Raw genomic sequence first — 16,954 nt, forward strand, 5'->3', positions numbered from 1 at the left:
GGAACCAGGGGCCTGGCCTTCTCAACAAGCCCCTTGCATCGCGGTATCGACCGCTTCCACAAGCATCTGCGCATGCTCTTCGGTAAACGCCAGCAGCGGACGGATTTTGAGCACGTTCTGGTGCGGACCGGCGGCGCTGATCAGCACGCCCTGCTCGCGCATCGCGTTGACCACCTGGCGGGCCTGCCTGGCTGCGGGTGCCTTGGTGGCGCGGTCGGTGACCAGCTCAACCCCAAGGAACATGCCGGCCCCCCTGACGTCGCCGATCATTTGATGGCGCAGGGCAAGCCGTGTCAGGCCGTCCAGCAGATAGCTGCCAATGTGATGGGCCCTCTGCTGCAGGTGTTCTTCGCGGATGACGTCCAGCACCGCCTGACCTGCCGCACACGAGACCGGGTTGCCGCCAAAGGTATTGAAGTAGCGCATGCTCCTGCCGAAGTGATCGACCACCTGGGAGCGCCCGACGATGCCGGCAATGGGCTGGCCATTGCCCATGGGCTTGCCGAGGGTGACGAGGTCCGGGCGCACGTTGTGCCTGGTAAACCCCCACATGTTAAGGCCGGTACGCGCAAAACCCGGCTGTACCTCATCGGCGATGTACAGCAGGCCTTCGGCCTGGGCCAGCGCCACACCCTCGGCGATACAGCCCGCCGGCCCGGGCAGCACGCCGTCGCTGGAGAAGATGCCATCCAGCAGGATTGCCGCCGGGCGGATGCCGTGCGCCTTGAGGTCGTCGATTGCGGCGCGCACGTCTGCGGCGAACATCGGCGCCACGTTTTCGGCCCCCAGACGGTAAGCGTCAGGTGCGCGAACGGTGCGCACATGCGCCGGGAGCACCATGGCGCTGCCAAGCGATGGTGAAAGCTCGGCGATGTCTGCGGTGACGCCGTGGTAGGCGAACCGGGTGATGATGACGCCGGTGCCTCCGGTGCAGTGCCTGGCGATACGCAGCGCCAGATCATTCGCCTCGCTCCCGGAGCAGGTGAACATGACGCGATCCAGGTCATCGGTGAAGGTACCGAGCAACTGCTCGGCATAGTCGAGAATGCCCTCCTGCAGGTAACGGGTGTGCGTGTTCAGCACCTGCGACTGCCGATGAATCGCCTCGACCACCCGGGGATGGCAGTGACCGATGGAGGCAACGTTGTTGTAGGCGTCCAGGTAACGACGGCCCTGCTCGTCGAAGAGCCATACGCCCTCCCCTCGAACGGTGTGCAGCGGTCGCTCGTAGAACAGACGGTATGCCGGGCCCAGTAGCCGCTCGCGGCGCTCGATCAGGCGTCGCTGCGATGCCGAAAGCCGGGTGGCGTCGGCTGACGTGAAGCCGTTGATCATGCTCATGCTCGATTTGCTCGCAGGCAGGCCGAAGCAATTCGGTCTTCTGTTTCAGCGCGAGGCAGCGCCGACAGTGCCTTCAGGTTTGCCCAGGCACGCTGGGTGTTTCGAAGGATGTACTGGCGATTGTCCGGATGCAGTTCGGCGCGCCAGGAGTTGATGCACAGGGCCAACGCCAGGCGCGTGGCCAGCAGCTCGGGCAGCAGCGCCAGCTCCTGCTGGTTCAGGGGGTTGCACTGGTGGTAGCCGACAATCACATCTAGGGCCGGCTCCAGTACATCGCCTACCTGCCCAAGGTGGTAGGAAGCGGCAACCGCGACCTCGTTGACCAGGGGCGCATGCACCATGTCACCGAAATCGAGGATGCTGCGCAGCACATCGGGGTTGTGGGCATCCACGATGATGTTGTGCGGGTTGGTGTCATTGTGAATGACCTGCTTGCGCAACCCGGGGATGCTGGGCACCACCACCGACGCATACTGCTCGAGGCTGCGCTGCACCAGGCTTCGTCCGGGGCCGGGTTCGATGTGCACCAGCAGCGGTCGAAGGTGCGCGGCGTGCTGCATGTCCCACAGCAGCGCATGCCCGGCGGCGGGGTGGGCAAACCCTTGCAGCGCCACGTCAAGCCGGGCGATGGACTGCCCGATGACCCGGCGAAACGTCGGTGTGGGGTGACTCACGCAGTGAAGGGGCATGCCGTCTTCGAAGGACAGCAGCCGCGCCAGCATGCGCTGCCCGTCGATCTCGACGAAGGTGGCGTACTGGCCCTCAAGCGAGGGGTGCACGCGCTGAACCGCAAGCCCGGGATCGCGAAGCTCGATTCTTCGCATCGCCTGGTTGTGGAAGTCGACCACATCGGGGTTTTCAAGCGGGTGGGAGAGCTTGAACAACCGGGATGAGCCGCCTTCGAGCATCACGCGGAAATTGAGGTCGCGCTCGCCGCCCAGTTTTTCGAGCGTGCCGCTCAAACCAAATTGCTGGCGCAGCACTGCACACGCCTGCGCATCGGTGACCCGTGCCGGAGCAGCTTCGAGCAGGCTGTCATCGACAGCCAGATTTTCAAGGGGCATGACTCGCATCCTTATACGGCCTTTGAATGGCGCCCCCGGTTTCAGGGGCGCCATGCATCACTTGTTGACCCAGGCGTTGAAGCGTTCCTCCAGGTCCTCACCGTGGTCGATCCAGAACTCGGCGTCGGTGGCACGGGCGTTTTTCAGGTTTTGCGGGGCGGTGGGCAGTTTTTCGCCCACGCGCTTGTCCAGCAGGTCCATCGCGCCGGTGTTGCTGGGCCCGTAGGGGATGGCCTCGACGAAGTTCTTCTGTTGCATGGGCTCGCTGGCGAACGCGATGAAGCGCTCGGCCAATTCCTTTTTCGGCGCCCCTTTCACGATGGCCCAGTGATCGAGGTCGTAGAGGCTGCCATTCCATTGCATCGCGAACGATTGGCCTTCCTCCTGGGCAGAGGTGACACGGCCGTTGTAGGCGGAGGTCATGACCACGTCACCGGCGATCAGCCATTGCAGCGGCTGCGCGCCGGAGTCCCACCACTGGATGCTGGACTTGATTTCATCGAGCTTTTTGAACGCACGTTTGACACCCTCTTCAGTACCCAGCAGCGTGTAGAGGTCCTTGTTGTCTACCCCATCGGCGAGCAGCGCGAACTCCAGCGTGAACTTCGCGCCGCGGCGCAGACCGCGCTTGCCGGGGTACTTCTTCAGGTCCCAGAAGTCGGCCCAGCCTTGCGGGCTGGAGGCGAGTTTGTTGGGGTCGTAGGTCAGCACGGTGGACCAGATGAAGATGCCGACACCACAGTCGCTGACGGCCGCAGGAATGAAGTCTTCCTTGTTGCCTATCCGGCTCCAGTCCAGCGGTTCGAACACCCCTTCGCTGCAACCACGGATGAGCTCGGGCGATTCGACCTCCACCACATCCCAGCTGGTTTTGCCGGTGTCGGCCATCACCTTGATCTTGGCCATTTCGCCGTTGTAGTCGTCGGCGGTGATGGCCACGCCGGTCTGGGCGGTGAAGGGTTTGTAGAACGCCTTCTCCTGCGCCTGGCGGTTGTTGCCGCCGAAGGACACCACGGTCAGCTTTTCAGCGGCATACAGCGGGCTTGCGATGGTTGCGAGCAAAAGTACAGCTGCGATTTTCTTATTCATGCGTCTCTCCAGGTCAGCTACGGGTCGTGGGCAGCTTTAAAGGGATGGCAGTTTTCTTGTAGTGGCAGCAATCGATCGAACGTGACGCTTCCCCGGTGGGGACGGGACGCATTAAAACACATAATAAATATGATGCATCATATTTTACGCTACACTTGCCCTCACCAATGAACAGGGAACCCGCCATGACCGATCAACGTACGCTGCTTCTCACCGGTGCCAGCCGGGGCATCGGCCACGCCACCGTGAAACATTTCAGTGCTGCGGGTTGGCGCGTGTTTACCGCCTCGAGGCAGGACCTGGGCGAAGGCTGCCCCTGGGCCGAAGGCATCGCCAACCACATTCACCTCGACCTGGGGAGCGTGGAGGACATACAGCGCAGGCTTCCGGAAATCCGGGAAAAACTCGGGGGGCGGCTGGATGCGTTGGTCAACAACGCCGGCGTTTCACCCAAAGGCCCGGATGGTGGGCGGCTGGGGGTGCTGGAGTCCGACTACTCGACCTGGCTGAACGTGTTCAACGTGAACATCTTCTCGACGGCCCTGCTGGCACGGGGGTTGTTCGAGGAGCTCAAGGCGGCGAAAGGCTCGGTGATCAACGTCACCTCCATTGCCGGTTCGCGGGTGCACCCGTTCGCAGGGGTGGCCTATGCCTGCTCCAAAGCGGCGCTGTCGGCGCTGACGCGCGAGATGGCGCACGACTTCGGGCCCTATGGGGTTCGGGTGAACGCGATCGCCCCGGGGGAGATCGACACCTCCATCCTGTCCGCTGGCACCGAGCTGATCGTGGAGCGATCGATCCCGATGAAACGCATGGGAAAACCCGAGGAGGTCGCGGCGTTGGTGCATTTTCTCTGCACGCAGGGCGCTTCGTACGTCAATGGCGCAGAAATCCATGTAAACGGTGGGCAACATGTTTGAGTTACTCGATAATCGCTGCCGGTAGCCTCCCCTCTCCCGCCGGGCCTGCGCCGCACACGAGTACGCGATGAATTATCCGATTGAGCACCTGAAACACTCCTACCTTGGCAGCGGTATCTATGGCCTGCTGCGCGAAGCCCTGATTACAGGGCGCTTCCAGCCTAACGACCGGCTGCGCATACGCGACCTTGCCGAACAGCTGGGTACGAGTGTCACACCAGTGCGGGACGCGATTCTTCAACTGGCAAAGGAGCAGGCGCTGGTTCTGAAGACACCGCGGGACATTCGTGTGCCGGTACTGACTTCCAAGCAGTACTTGGAGATCAGGAGCATCCGGCTCTCGCTCGAGGGGTTGGCGGCCGAAACAGCTGCATCGCTGGCGACCGAGGAGCAAGTGGCGCGGCTGCAAACCTGCATTCAGAACAACCTGGTGGCGATCAAGGACAATGACTTGAGGTCCGCGCTGACCTTCAACCACGAGTTTCACTTCAGTTTGGCGGAAATCGCCGATATGCCGGTGCTGGTCAGCCTGCTGGATGGGTTGTGGATGCGTACCGGGCCGCTGATTGCCCGGGCCTACGGCGGGTTCAACGAGCGCATGGCGATTGATCATCACTGGGATGTGCTGGAGGCGTTGAAGCAGCGCGATGGTGCGGCGGCTCGCCTGGCGATCTGCAGTGACATTCTGGATGGGAGCCAGAAGATGCTGGAGTATGTTCAGATGGAGCATGACTGAAGGGGCGTGGTGCTGGCGATAACTCGGCATGCGACAGGCCGCATGCTGCAAGTGGCGCCGCTGGCGTTCTGAAACCGATTCTCCCCCCCCCTGTTCCGGCGTCCTGCCGACCGAAAAAATCCCCTCCCCGTGCAATTCGTCGCCTCGGCTCGCCGTGCTCGCCCGACTGGATTACTGTATATGCAAACAGTATCCATATGGTGACGGAAATGACCCAAGACATTGAAGACTTTGACGGCTTCGGAGCGCCCACTGAGCTGGAGATGTGGAAGCACCAGGTGGTGCTCATTACGAATGAGGCCGAATACCTGACCCGAGAGCTGGGCAAGGCGCGCAGGAACATTGCCAAGCTTGTGGCGATGAACCAGGGGCTGACGAAGGACCTGCACGACCTGCAGCTGAAATCGACAGGGCGGGTGTTCCCCACGAGCTGCGCACTCAGTGGCAGCCCGGCACAGGAAATCGCGGAACTTCATAAAAACTCATAAGGCGTGTCGTCACCGTAAAACTTAGCGGAAAAGGCAGGAAACTTACACGGTGCACGATCCCATTAAAGTGAGAGCGAAACTTTTTTTGAACAAGAAATAAATTGTAACAATGACCTGTTGAAATATTTTAAATACCAGGAACCCAACCTTTATTGACCAAAAAATGTGAAGCTGTGCGTTTTTATAGCTGGATGGAAACCCAGTTCAATAAAACCTCACCCGATGGTAACGTATGCTTTCGCATTGCTCAGAATAATAAAAAACATGAGCAAACTTGTTGGTTGAATAAAGGATTAACGAATGACTATCGAGCGAGAGATTTTCTCGGCCCTTATCGCGCAGAACGCATTTCAAGGTGAAAAGCCGAGCGTACAAAGCTACGCCCAGCTAGCCGTAGACAAGGGGTTCAGAGCGCTTACGTCAAGGCAGCAGGCGGTGGTGAGCCCCTTCCTGAAGAAACAATGCGAGGGGATGAGAAAACCAAACGAAAAACACAACAACTGCCAAAACACGATAGCCGGTCGTGATTTGGTTGCAGCGCTTGAAAAAGCAGAAAGTTACAAGGGATGGCGCTGCGAAAGCTGCCGGAGTGCATCTTAAAAACCAGAAAGCACCGTAAAAAGAGTAGCCCTCCAGAAAAGCTGTAAAGTAAAAAACACTACTGCACTCGCTACTCCTGACTGTTATTGCAGCAGGCCGCCATGGCCTGCTCGCAAGTTTTTCTTTTTATGCCCTGATCAGCCCACCCGCCAATCTTCGTTCACTCGTCACGCACCTGAGCGCCTTGAAAAAATAGTGCACGAAACAGCCCGATTCTTTTGCGCGGCTAATTTTTTCAGAGAGAAAAATAGTGCCTATCTACCAGGCAGCACTACTGGTTGTGCGCCGGGTCATCGCTTACAGTGAGGCCAGCATCCTCGACAGCGATGTTCGGTGCGGGCGGGCTGGCACTCGTAGCCAGACCAATTAGCGGGCCTACCAAGAGCTGGCGAGTGCTTCAATGACGACGCTGCCCGTCAGAGCATCAACGCTTCCGGTGCAGTTCGGGTGACCAGGCGCTGCTCAGGACGATAACCCCGAAGATCACCAGGTACAGCCAGTATTGGCTCGGGTACGAGAAAGAGCCCACTTGGGCGACCACAAACACGCCGCCACCAACAACTAACCGCTGCCGACGCGTGAACCTCTGCCTGAGCGCTACCAGCTTGCTTCTCCACCCCATTGCCACGCTCCCTGTTTGGTCAGCGGCAAAGCATATCACCCCTATTCAATGATTCCGCCTCGCGCCAGATGCTCGACGCACCGCTGTGCGCTGAGCAGCTCATGGAGCTTGCGGAAGACAGGCAGGTGCCACGACCTCGGTATCAGGGCCAAGGGCGTGGCCAGAGAGATTTGAACGTATCGAATGTCATTGCAAAGACCGGATGTTGCTGGCTCCGCACTTTTAGCGGGGCCAGACAAAAGCTACCCCGGCTTGACGGAACACGTTGCGATGAATGTTGGCATGTAGTTGTCGATCAGAAATCGGGGCACCGGCTGAAAAGCTTCTTCGAAGCCTGTTAGCAGCAAGCCCGCCTCCAGCTGCCCGCTTATTTGCTCCGCTAACGTGTGACCAAATACGAATGCCTCACCTCTCGCTATCTTACCCTCAATTTCGTCAGCATTCAGATCGGTTATGTCTGCGTAAGGCAGTGTGAAGCGCGGTTTCATCAAACCGCTTTTAGCCAGGTCAGTAGAGCGGTCGAAAATGAATACTACCGGATTGTAAAAGCTGCTGAGCAGCTTTCCTCCCTTACCGAGTACGCGATAACATTCAGCCCATACTTTACGAATATCGGGCACATACAGATTCGAGATCGGATGAAAAATCAGGTCAAATGACTCATCATCAAATTCAGACAAGTCCTGCATATCTCCCAAGACCGTGCGTAGAGAAAGATCGTCTCGCTTTGCAACCATATCATCCAATGCCAGCTGATCGCGAGAGGCATCCATCACAACCACTTCAGCCCCCGCAGCCGCCAACACGGGGGCTTGCTGCCCTCCGGAAGCAGCTAGGCACAAAATGCGCTTCCCTTGCACATCGTTAAGCCACGCTGTCGGGAGCTCTGCGGGGATAAGTTGTATTTTCCACTCCCCTCTTCGAGCAGCCTGAATAACTTCGGCAGAAACTGGCTTCGACCAATCACAACCTTCGCGAGCAAGTCGGTTCCAGACATTCTGATTATGATCATAAACATCTTTTTAGGAGAATCGGGCAGTCATCGTTACTTATCCCTACAGAAGAGAACAACGCCAAACAGTAAAGCAAGAAGGCTTTATTAGCCGTCACCATCGATCAATTCAAGGTAACAGGCCATATCAACTCAAACAATTACGTGCTTTGACTTTTGGCAAATCCGAAAGAGGCTAACACACATTAATTGTTCATTACGGGAGAATCTCGATGCAAGATTAATTCAATGGAGACTTTTTGAACATAACTGCCCAAGCCGATTCATGCAAGTATCACATTAGGGATACAAGGTGGACTGTAGATAGAAACCCGGTTGGCAGCTACGAGCCAATACGCCCACACAGCAGTTACTCCAGCGCCAACTGCACCTCATCCAGCTCCAGTGATAGCGGTTCGAGCTTCAGCTGCGACTACCTCCTCCCCGCCTCCGCTACCATTTGCGGCGTGGGGCTTATCCCACGTAAATCGAAATACTCCTGGACAACGAGCTGGCTGAACTGACCGGCTAGAAGGCCAGTAGCTACCAGCGCGGCTGGCTTGAAGAGCTCCATTGGTACTTCACCGAACGCCGCGGCAGATGACTATTGGTTGGCAGCCAGTACGCCCGAATGAAACTGGGTATAACGCTTCAAGCCATGCTGTCCATGGATCTGGCGTATCTGACAGGACAGCGTCCTGCGGACGTGCGAGTGCTGAGGAGGAACTACATCGAGGGCGTTGCCCTGGGCGTGAAGCAGCAGAAGACACACAAAAAGCTGCGGGCCCTGCTTGAGGTTGACGGAGTGGAGCGCAGTTTAGTGACCATGATCAGCAACATCCTGGCTCAGAATGAGCAATAGGGGGGACAATGCGAAAGAAAAGAATTCCCAAGCGTGTTCCCGAGGCCTTTTTCCCTACCCTCAGAAACGCAAAAAGCCCTGAATAATCAGGGCTTTAGAAGTGGCGGAAGCGTAGAGATTCGAACTCTAGGATAGTTGCCCATCGACGGTTTTCAAGTCCATTAAATTTTCCTTTAAAAACAATGAGATAGAAAAATCGATGTTCCGCAATTCACCTTTTCAGAACGAGCTCAATCCCTTCCATAGCAAGGGTCGCTTTTTCAGTTGCGGAACTGAATTTGAGCTGACAGCGACCGTTTGATCTCAGTGAAGAACCGGAGCTTCACCGCCGAGGGCGCGTAGCTGATATGCCTGAACAGCCTCGATAAAGGACTCTGCCTGGATGCGCAGCTGTTTTACTTCATCAACATCAAGCACACCTTTTGCTTCTTCGTAGGGACGCAAAGCCTCAAAGGCTTGGGCCATCAACTCGTCACCTTGCTCCATTCGCGCAAGCAACGTTTCCGCATCGATTTTAGCCATCCTTGCCGCCTCCAAGAGGTAATCACCCCCGAGTATAGGTCGCTGTCTGTAGGTACGATTACAGACGGGGGTTCAAATCCCCCCGGCTCCACCAAATAATCAAACAAAGACGTCCACGGACGTCTTTTTTTTGTGCCTAAAACCCAGTAAATACGGGGCTTTCAGGGCCATCGGTATCCACTGACGTCCATGAGCAGCCACGCCTTTTGGCATTCCAAATGGCATTCCAAGCGCTTAGGTGCTAATTTTTGGAATGCCAAAATCAATTCTGGAATGCCAATGTGCGCACAAGCTACCCGTCTCTCTGAACTCAAAATCAAATCTGCCAAGCCTGCTGAAAAGGACTACGTCTTATTTGATGGCGGCGGACTACAAATGCGAGTGAGAAGCAATGGCTCTAAACTATGGAACTTCAACTATCGACACCCTGTGACGAAGAAGCGGATCAACATGGGACTAGGAACCTTCCCTGAAGTCTCGTTAGCGCAAGCACGCAAGCGTTCCGTTGAAGCGAGAGAAGCACTTGCCCACGGCATCGACCCTAAAGAGAAACGGGATGCGGTGCTGCAAACTAAACAAGCTGCGACTGAGCACACATTCCAGAATGTGGCAACGTCCTGGTATGAGCTGAAGAAAGATGCTGTGACGCCGGCCTACGCTGAGGACATCTGGCGTTCGCTAACATTGCACGTATTCCCGGACTTGGGTTCCACACCGATCTCAGCTATCAGCGCACCTCAAGTCATCAACCTGCTCCGGCCACTCGAAACCAAAGGCAGCCTTGAAACCGTGAAGCGGCTGACGCAGCGGCTCAACGAGATCATGACCTACGGGGTCAACTCGGGACTGATTCACGCAAACCCGCTCAGTGGTATCCGCTCAGTCTTCAAGAAGCCGAAAAAGAAAAACATGGCGGCACTCCCCCCCGATGAGCTGAAAGAGCTCATGGTGGCAATCGCCAATGCCAGTATCAAAAGAACGACCCGCTGCCTCATCGAATGGCAGCTCCACACCATGACCCGGCCAGCCGAGGCTGCGACCGCCCGCTGGGTGGACATCGACATCGTGAAGAAGATCTGGACGATCCCTGCGGAGCGCATGAAGAAGCGCCGCACGCATATTGTCCCGCTCACGGAGCAGGCTCTTGCACTCCTGGAAGCGATCAAGCCCTACAGTGGACATCGGGAGTATGTGTTTCCCGCAGACCGGAACCCTCGTACCCACTGCAACAGCCAGACCGCCAACATGGCGCTGAAACGAATGGGCTTCGAGGGGCGTCTGGTCAGCCACGGCATGCGCTCGATGGCGAGCACCATCCTCAACGAGCACGGCTGGGATCCTGAACTGATCGAGGTCGCGCTTGCCCACGTAGACAAGGATGAGGTTCGCAGCGCCTACAATCGTGCGGACTATATCGAGCGGAGACGCCCGATGATGATCTGGTGGAGTGAGCACATCCAGGAGGCAGCAACGGGCAATCTGTCGGTGTCAGCCATCCAGGAGAATCGCGACAGAAAAGTCGTTTCAATACGCTGATTAACAAACGGCGCCCCGAAATTGCGGGTGAAGATAAGGTAAAAATGGCGAATAGCAGGCACTGGTTGTGTCTTGCAAACCGAGGACAATTCGTTTTTGCTGGTCGGGCACAGGTGATTTTTAAAAGGGAGGACATGTGGCCCTCCCTTTTCTACTCACACCCCTGTCTCAGCGGTGTTCTGAACGTCATAAATCTTTTCAGAGAAGTGAGACTTAAGCCGGTGATCTAGTAGCGCTTTGAAAATATCAGGGCAGCTTTCTGGCGTAGGCGCAATTTTTCCGTCAGCTTGGAAGGGGATGTTTAGACCAAAGTTAGCGTACTCGCGTCGTAGATTACCCATGAATCTCGCATCGAGGTAATGGCCCTTCATCTTGATGGCAGAAGCCCTGCGAAGCTGCATGGCATTTGTACCAACGTAGGCGCTCACCGCGTCGGTGGTGGTGAAAAGTGCTTGGAAATCAGCCTGGGCTAGGAGCTGAGTAAAATCATCCTGGTGGGCAGCCTTATGGCTCAATATCGATTCAAAGCTGGGTTTGTGTTTGATGAATATGGTGTCATCCAGCACCGCCATGTCGAAGTCCTTAGCGATGTGAAAGCTGGGCGCCTCATCAAGTTTGAGCGTTTTGGATTTGAAAAAGGTATGAATGGCACCAGCTCGCTTCTTGGTCTTCCATGTTGAATCCGTCTTGCGCGCACAGTACAGATTGCCCTGAGCACTGGAGAATTTCACCACGTAAAACTCGGCGTTGGCGAGCTCTTCCATTTTGGAGATTCGCTTGGCTGGGGTCTGGTCATGCGACTCTGCCACGAACTTGGCTGCGTGAGTTTCGTCCTGCGGAATGGTGAGCGCACTCGATTGATTGTTTTCGGCGAGTAACCCGTATTCAAGTGTTTCAGTGAGCCCCGCTTTGAAGGCGGCTGCCGTCGTCCTCAATGCCACTTTGAGGTCATTATCCAGGCTTACCCATTTGCCCGTGTATTTTGGCTCTGGTGGCGTACCTTTTGTATATCGTTTGAATACCCAGAAATTGACCGTTGCTTGTTCGAGATCAAAATCGTGTAGATCCTGCAGCACTGCCATGATTAATCCCTTTTCACTATGACTTCTTGTATAAATTCTACGTCGATGCAGGCTTTGGCTGCGGGCTTAAACTCAGTTTTAGCCAAGGCTTTATCTACGCGCTCAGTTGGGCTGTTCTGGTACGTGTATTTGATCTCGTACAACTTCCAACCTAGGATAATCAGAATTGGATTGAGGACGACTTGGCCGGCTTTGTAGGACAACCAGAAAATCCACATCATGAATAGCGCAAAGCCCATCACCTTGGTCAATTGTGAATACTCAAGACTCATGAACGAGACTATGTAGGGCACTACGTAGTTTATTAGGTCAGTTGGAATTTGTTTTGACTCAATGATAGTAACGCTCTGAGGCTCTTGCTTACACCAGATCACAACGATGGTGGTTAGAAAGCAAACCAAGCAGCAGAGAACAAATCCAATAGCAAGGCCAGAATTATTGAAAGGGAGCTCGCACTCCGACGACATCCGCGAAAGCGTTGAGCAAAAAGGTCTACTGATGAGCTCGACCTTCAAGTCCTGAATCAGCAGAATGATGCTGAGCGGAAGGTAGGAGCCCAAGAAGATTGCTGCGGCGAATACTAGCCTGAGTTCCATTGTGCATCCCTGCTAGGGCGGGGCGAAATTATCCGTCCCTGGTGGCGCAAAAAATGATGGGAATCAGGATAACGGCGATCACTGGCTGCGGCTAGTGGCATAATGCTCCAGCAAGCTAAAGAGTCTAGGCTATTGGCGCTTACACGGTTTAGACCCAGGCTGTTAATTTAGCTTGGCTAAATGCTGCCCCCCCCCCGCAATGAATCGCCCTCTGTTTCCCAACCCATCGGAGGACTGCGATTGGCCGATATAGCCCGTTACACCATTGGTTTCGCTGATAAAAGCGACCATTCGATTCAAAAAAATCTCAGCCACACATGATCGCGATGACATCAACAGTAGAAGGTCATTCTCCATGTCATTGCAATGCCCCCGTTGTCATTCCCCTAAAGTCGCGTCCTTCCATCACGCTATGAAAGTTGGTGCCGCCGTTGGTACCGTGGGCGGTGCCGCGCGTGGCGTCAGCGCTGCCCTGGCAGGTGGTCAGGCTGGCGCCGCTATCGGCGCGTTCGCCGGCCCTGCCGGCATCACCCTAGGTTCCGTATCGGGCGCCATCCTCGGCGGCCTAGCCGGTGGCTTGGGTGGCTGCGCGCTCGGCGCTCAGCTCGGCGAGTCGCTCGACCGCCACGTCCTGGCCCACAACCTCTGCCTGCTCTGCGGTCACCGCTTCAACCTGCCGGCCTGATCCGGCCTTCCACCTCCTCATTCTCTCATTCAGTCGGTGCTGCGCCTCGCGCAGCGCTTTATGCCGACTTGCACCCAAAGGAATCGCTCACATGGCACATCTCGTCGAAACCATGGCCTACGCTGGCGCAACACCCTGGCACGGCCTGGGCAATCAACTCACTCAGAATCAACCCATCGAAGTCTGGCAACGCGAAGCCGGTATGGACTGGCAGATCCTGGAAAGCCCCGTGCACTTCAAATCAGAAGTAGCTGGGCATCTGGGCGCGATCCATTCCTTCCCCGAGCAGAAGGTGCTTTTCCGTTCGGATACTAAGGCACCGCTGTCGGTGGTCTCGCAGCGTTATCACACCGTGCAGCCGCGTGAGGTGCTGGAGTTCTATCGTGACCTCACCGAAGTCTCCGGCTACGAGCTGGAAACAGCTGGCGTACTCAAGGGTGGCCGCAAGTTCTGGGCGCTGGCGCGTACCGGGCAAGGCGCAGCACTCAAGGGCAACGATCAGGTCAACGGGTATCTGTTGTTAGCCACGTCCTGTGACGGCACCCTGGCCACCACGGTAACCCCAACCACTGTGCGCGTGGTCTGCAACAACACCCTGACCATAGCTCTCGACGGCACCAGCAGAGCGATCAAGGTGCCGCACAACACCCGCTTCGATCCCAAAGCGGTAAAGAAGCAACTCGGCATCGCCGTCTCGCAATGGGACGACTTCATGTATCGCATGCGCGCTTTGGCCGAACGCAAAGTGCAGTGGCATGAGGCATTGGGATTCTTCATGTCCGTGCTGTGCGAAACCAGCCCAGACGGTGCAATGCCAGAGGTATTACCGAATGAGCGCGCCCTGCGCAAAGTCCAGGAGCGGTACGAAGGTCGTGGTCGCGGCAGCCAGCTCGACTCGGCACGCGGCACCGCCTGGGGCCTGCTCAACGCCGTGACCGAGTATGTCGACCACGAGCGTCGTGCGCGCAGCAACGAGTACCGCATGGACTCAGCCTGGTTCGGCCAGGGGGCGCAGGTCAAACAAGGCGCCCTGGATACCGCGCTGCAGCTCGTCGCTTAACCAGCACTCACACCCATCCTCGCGCCCAGTCAGCCTTCTGCTGGTCGGGCGTTTTTATGTCTGCAGGTGAACACTATGAAAGCAACGTCATTGAACGGCAGCACCAGCAAGAAACGCCCTGCCCTGCGTCTGGTCAGCACCAAGGAGCTTCCGCGCGAGGACTGGCTGCAGATCCGCAAGCAAGGCATCGGCAGTTCGGATGCCGCTGCTGCAGTCGGTCTCAATCCCTACAAATCACAGTTGGAACTATGGCTGGAGAAGACCGGTCGCGATACTGGATTGCCGAAGGCCGATCCCCACGATGAGGAAAGCCCGATGTACTGGGGCAATGTCCTAGAGCCCATCGTGGCTTGGCACTACAGCAAACGCACCAAGAACAGGGTCCGTCGCATCAACGCCGTGCTGCAGCACCCAGATCCGGATTTGCCTTGGATGCTCGCCAACATCGACCGCGAGGTGATCGGGGCCGACGATGTGCAGATCCTCGAATGCAAGACCGCCGGCATAAACGGGGCACGCCTCTGGAAAGAGGGCGTGCCTGAGTATGTGCAGTTGCAGGTGATGCACCAGCTCGCCGTTACCGGCAAGCAAGCGGCAGATGTAGCGGTTCTACTGGGTGGCCAAACGCTGGAGATCCATCGCATTGAGCGAGACGAGCAGATGATCGCTCGCCTAATCGAGCTGGAGCGCAAGTTCTGGCATTACGTGGAAACGGACACCCCGCCACCGGCAGATGGCACCGCTTCCGCTGAGTCGGCGCTGCGCTGTCTCTATCCGGAGGACAACGGCCAGGTCGTCGACTTCAGCCAGCATGCTGGTCTGTCAGCGGCTTACATCGAGCTGAAGGCCGTTCGTCAGTCGATTGCCGACAAGGAAAAGCGCGAGGCCGAGCTCAAGCAGATGCTGCAGCAGGCCATGGGCGATGCCAGTCGTGCGGAGTTCTCCAGCGGCTATGTCAGCTGGCGCAAAGCCAAGGACAGCATCGGCCTCAATGTCGCTCACTTACTCAAAGACAAACCCTACCTGCAGGCCAAGTACCCACTGCTGAAACCGGGTGCTCGGCGCTTCCTGGTCGGCTGAAACCCAACCTTTCCCTCCCATACCTCCCTTGACCAGTCCATGCAGTTCGCGCTGCGTGGCTGGCTTTTTTTCATTTCCAGGAGATTCACCATGCTCAAAGGTCTGGCTATTACTCCGCCGGTGCTCGGACGGATTTCAATTGGCAAGGTCATCGAGAAGAACGGCAAGCGACTGCCGGAAAAGGATGACCAGTTCACCATCACGTCCCAGGTACAAGGCAAGGACGGGTGGCTGCTGCACCCGCTTAATGACGAGCTGCGCCAGGGTAAGGACGACAAGCTGCGTAGCATTCCGGTACGCCTTTTGTTCAACGAACCCGAGCTGAATTTCCGCACCGACTACAGCCTGTTCGACCGCCAGTCCGGGCGCCCGCTGTGCGTCGGCAATGGCGAGACTTGCAAGCGCGTCACCCCGGACGGCATGCAGTCGCTGCCCTGCCCTTCGCCGGATGCCTGCTCGTTGGCCAAAGGCAATGCCTGCAAACCTTACGGCCGACTGAACGTGGTCATTGGCGACGACGACCCGTTGGGCAGCTTCGTGTTCCGAACCACCGGTTTCAACAGCATCCGCACCCTCGCCGCCCGGCTGCATTACTTCCAGGCCATCTCCGGAAACCGCTTGGCGTGCCTGCCGCTGGAGCTGCGCCTGCGCGGAAAGTCCACCCGGCAAAGCCATGGCACGCCGATATTCTACGTCGACCTGACGGTACGCGGCGGCATGGACATGGCCAAGGCGCTACTGGCCGCCAATGAGCTCGATGCGCAGCGGCAAGCAGCTGGCTTCGATCAGGCGGCGTTGGATGAAGCGGCGCAGCGTGGCTTCGGCAATGGCGCCTTCGAGGACAGCGAAGAAGACGCTGGCGCCGTCGCCGAGGAGTTCTACCCCACCGAGGAAAGCCCATCTCCAGCCATCAAGACTCCCCAACGCTCTGCGAAACCCAGCCTGGCTGAGAAGCTGGACGCGCAAGCCCAGCGCCATACCCCACCGACCGATAACCCTCAAGGAGCCAACCATGCGCTTGCACAAGCTGAAGGCCAGTGAATCGACCGGCACCTACCTGGTCGAGTCGCCGGTCACCGAAACCGAAATCCTGCTGATGGCCCGACAGTTGGCGAATCTGCGTCTGCGCCGGGGGCGAGCACTGACTTCACCAAAGGAAGTGTTCGGCCACCTGCAGGCGCTGCTGGGCGACTACGAGCATGAGGTATTCGCCCTGCTTCTGCTCGACAGCCGGCACCGGGTGATCGTCTTTCACGAACTGTTCCGGGGCACTCTGGACAGTGCCAGCGTCTATCCCCGGGAAGTCGTCAAGACTGCTCTGGAGCACAACGCCGCGGCAACCGTGCTGGTTCACAACCACCCTTCCGGTGAGGCACTGGGTCTCAGGCAGATCCTTCTGCTACAAAGCGAAGTCCGCGTGGTAACGCTTGGCTGCATCAGTCGATGCGCTGCCAATGAAGCTTCTGCTGCTTCATTAGCAACCATCGAAACAGCGTTGTATAGATTATCCACAACCGAAAGTAGACGACCGGTCTATTTTTTTGATACGGTAAACCTATGACTCCCGATGCCCTATCATCAGTGCCTAGCAACAACCCTCGACATCGCGCGGAGCTTACGCTGCTTGGCGGCAACGCCTTTGGCTCGGGACCAGGAATGCAGACGAATGCCACACCAACT

General features: G+C 57.2%; 17 protein-coding genes. 11 read left to right on the forward strand and 6 right to left on the reverse strand.

Going from position 1 to position 16,954, the window contains the following annotated elements:
* Positions 1 to 21 precede the first annotated feature (21 nt).
* Genes N0B28_RS16010 through N0B28_RS16020 form a run of 3 tightly spaced genes read right to left on the reverse strand, consistent with a single transcriptional unit; the run spans position 22 to position 3,494 of the window.
* Positions 22 to 1,341 carry an aminotransferase class III-fold pyridoxal phosphate-dependent enzyme gene (locus N0B28_RS16010; RefSeq protein ID WP_275727448.1) on the reverse strand — a complete coding sequence of 440 codons (1,320 nt, stop codon included), beginning with the start codon at positions 1,339 to 1,341 and terminating at the stop codon, positions 22 to 24.
* Positions 1,338 to 2,405 carry a phosphotransferase gene (locus N0B28_RS16015; protein ID WP_275727450.1) on the reverse strand — a complete coding sequence of 356 codons (1,068 nt, stop codon included), beginning with the start codon at positions 2,403 to 2,405 and terminating at the stop codon, positions 1,338 to 1,340. The genes N0B28_RS16010 and N0B28_RS16015 overlap by 4 nt, the downstream gene beginning before the upstream one ends.
* 57 nt (positions 2,406 to 2,462) lie before the next feature.
* The gene (locus N0B28_RS16020) at positions 2,463 to 3,494 is read right to left on the reverse strand and encodes an ABC transporter substrate-binding protein (RefSeq protein ID WP_043861036.1); all 1,032 of its coding nucleotides are present in this window, start codon (positions 3,492 to 3,494) and stop codon (positions 2,463 to 2,465) included.
* Between the two features lie 185 nt (positions 3,495 to 3,679).
* On the opposite strand from N0B28_RS16020, the gene N0B28_RS16025 reads away from it, so the two are divergent.
* The 4 genes from N0B28_RS16025 to N0B28_RS16040 all read left to right on the forward strand — a co-directional run bounded on the left by N0B28_RS16025 (position 3,680) and on the right by N0B28_RS16040 (position 6,238).
* Positions 3,680 to 4,414: an SDR family oxidoreductase gene (locus tag N0B28_RS16025; RefSeq protein WP_078480772.1), complete on the forward strand. Its 735-nt coding sequence runs from the start codon at positions 3,680 to 3,682 to the stop codon at positions 4,412 to 4,414.
* A gap of 67 nt (positions 4,415 to 4,481) precedes the next feature.
* Positions 4,482 to 5,150 (forward strand): GntR family transcriptional regulator, encoded by a 669-nt coding sequence (locus N0B28_RS16030; protein ID WP_088515149.1) that lies wholly within the window; start codon positions 4,482 to 4,484, stop codon positions 5,148 to 5,150.
* A 209-nt stretch (positions 5,151 to 5,359) separates the two neighbouring features.
* Positions 5,360 to 5,638 (forward strand): hypothetical protein, encoded by a 279-nt coding sequence (locus tag N0B28_RS16035; protein ID WP_153046092.1) that lies wholly within the window; start codon positions 5,360 to 5,362, stop codon positions 5,636 to 5,638.
* A 300-nt stretch (positions 5,639 to 5,938) separates the two neighbouring features.
* Complete coding sequence (locus N0B28_RS16040; RefSeq protein WP_043861032.1) at positions 5,939 to 6,238, forward strand: hypothetical protein; 300 nt, start codon at positions 5,939 to 5,941, stop codon at positions 6,236 to 6,238.
* A gap of 864 nt (positions 6,239 to 7,102) precedes the next feature.
* Here the strand turns inward: N0B28_RS16040 and N0B28_RS16045 are convergent.
* A complete protein-coding gene (locus N0B28_RS16045) occupies positions 7,103 to 7,666 on the reverse strand; it encodes a class I SAM-dependent methyltransferase (protein WP_275727463.1) in 564 nt (187 codons plus the stop codon).
* A gap of 816 nt (positions 7,667 to 8,482) precedes the next feature.
* On the opposite strand from N0B28_RS16045, the gene N0B28_RS16050 reads away from it, so the two are divergent.
* Positions 8,483 to 8,713 (forward strand): hypothetical protein, encoded by a 231-nt coding sequence (locus N0B28_RS16050; protein ID WP_275727465.1) that lies wholly within the window; start codon positions 8,483 to 8,485, stop codon positions 8,711 to 8,713.
* Between the two features lie 303 nt (positions 8,714 to 9,016).
* Here N0B28_RS16050 and N0B28_RS16055 read toward each other — a convergent pair whose 3' ends face one another.
* Entirely contained in the window at positions 9,017 to 9,235 is a 219-nt protein-coding gene (locus tag N0B28_RS16055; RefSeq protein WP_190977290.1) for a hypothetical protein, read from the reverse strand.
* Between the two features lie 279 nt (positions 9,236 to 9,514).
* On the opposite strand from N0B28_RS16055, the gene N0B28_RS16060 reads away from it, so the two are divergent.
* Positions 9,515 to 10,771: an integrase domain-containing protein gene (locus tag N0B28_RS16060; RefSeq protein ID WP_190977334.1), complete on the forward strand. Its 1,257-nt coding sequence runs from the start codon at positions 9,515 to 9,517 to the stop codon at positions 10,769 to 10,771.
* A 155-nt stretch (positions 10,772 to 10,926) separates the two neighbouring features.
* On the opposite strand, the gene N0B28_RS16065 is transcribed toward N0B28_RS16060, so the two are convergent.
* Entirely contained in the window at positions 10,927 to 11,853 is a 927-nt protein-coding gene (locus tag N0B28_RS16065) for a Kiwa anti-phage protein KwaB-like domain-containing protein (protein WP_190977289.1), read from the reverse strand.
* 951 nt (positions 11,854 to 12,804) lie between these two features.
* Here N0B28_RS16065 and N0B28_RS16070 point away from each other — a divergent pair.
* The 5 genes from N0B28_RS16070 to N0B28_RS16090 all read left to right on the forward strand — a co-directional run bounded on the left by N0B28_RS16070 (position 12,805) and on the right by N0B28_RS16090 (position 16,835).
* Complete coding sequence (locus tag N0B28_RS16070; protein WP_190977288.1) at positions 12,805 to 13,134, forward strand: hypothetical protein; 330 nt, start codon at positions 12,805 to 12,807, stop codon at positions 13,132 to 13,134.
* A 91-nt stretch (positions 13,135 to 13,225) separates the two neighbouring features.
* Complete coding sequence (locus tag N0B28_RS16075) at positions 13,226 to 14,194, forward strand: DUF932 domain-containing protein (protein WP_190977287.1); 969 nt, start codon at positions 13,226 to 13,228, stop codon at positions 14,192 to 14,194.
* Between the two features lie 75 nt (positions 14,195 to 14,269).
* Positions 14,270 to 15,274, forward strand: a complete 1,005-nt coding sequence (locus N0B28_RS16080; protein WP_037009424.1) for a lambda-exonuclease family protein — start codon at positions 14,270 to 14,272, stop codon at positions 15,272 to 15,274.
* 90 nt (positions 15,275 to 15,364) lie between these two features.
* The gene (locus N0B28_RS16085; RefSeq protein WP_190977286.1) at positions 15,365 to 16,315 is read left to right on the forward strand and encodes a hydrolase or metal-binding protein; all 951 of its coding nucleotides are present in this window, start codon (positions 15,365 to 15,367) and stop codon (positions 16,313 to 16,315) included.
* Complete coding sequence (locus N0B28_RS16090; RefSeq protein WP_010487172.1) at positions 16,287 to 16,835, forward strand: JAB domain-containing protein; 549 nt, start codon at positions 16,287 to 16,289, stop codon at positions 16,833 to 16,835. Before N0B28_RS16085 ends, N0B28_RS16090 begins: the two co-directional genes overlap by 29 nt.
* The last annotated feature ends 119 nt before the right edge of the window (positions 16,836 to 16,954 follow it).

Origin of the sequence: Pseudomonas sp. SD17-1, from assembly GCF_029201585.1 — a bacterium.
Taxonomy (GTDB): Bacteria; Pseudomonadota; Gammaproteobacteria; order Pseudomonadales; family Pseudomonadaceae; genus Aquipseudomonas; species Aquipseudomonas palmensis.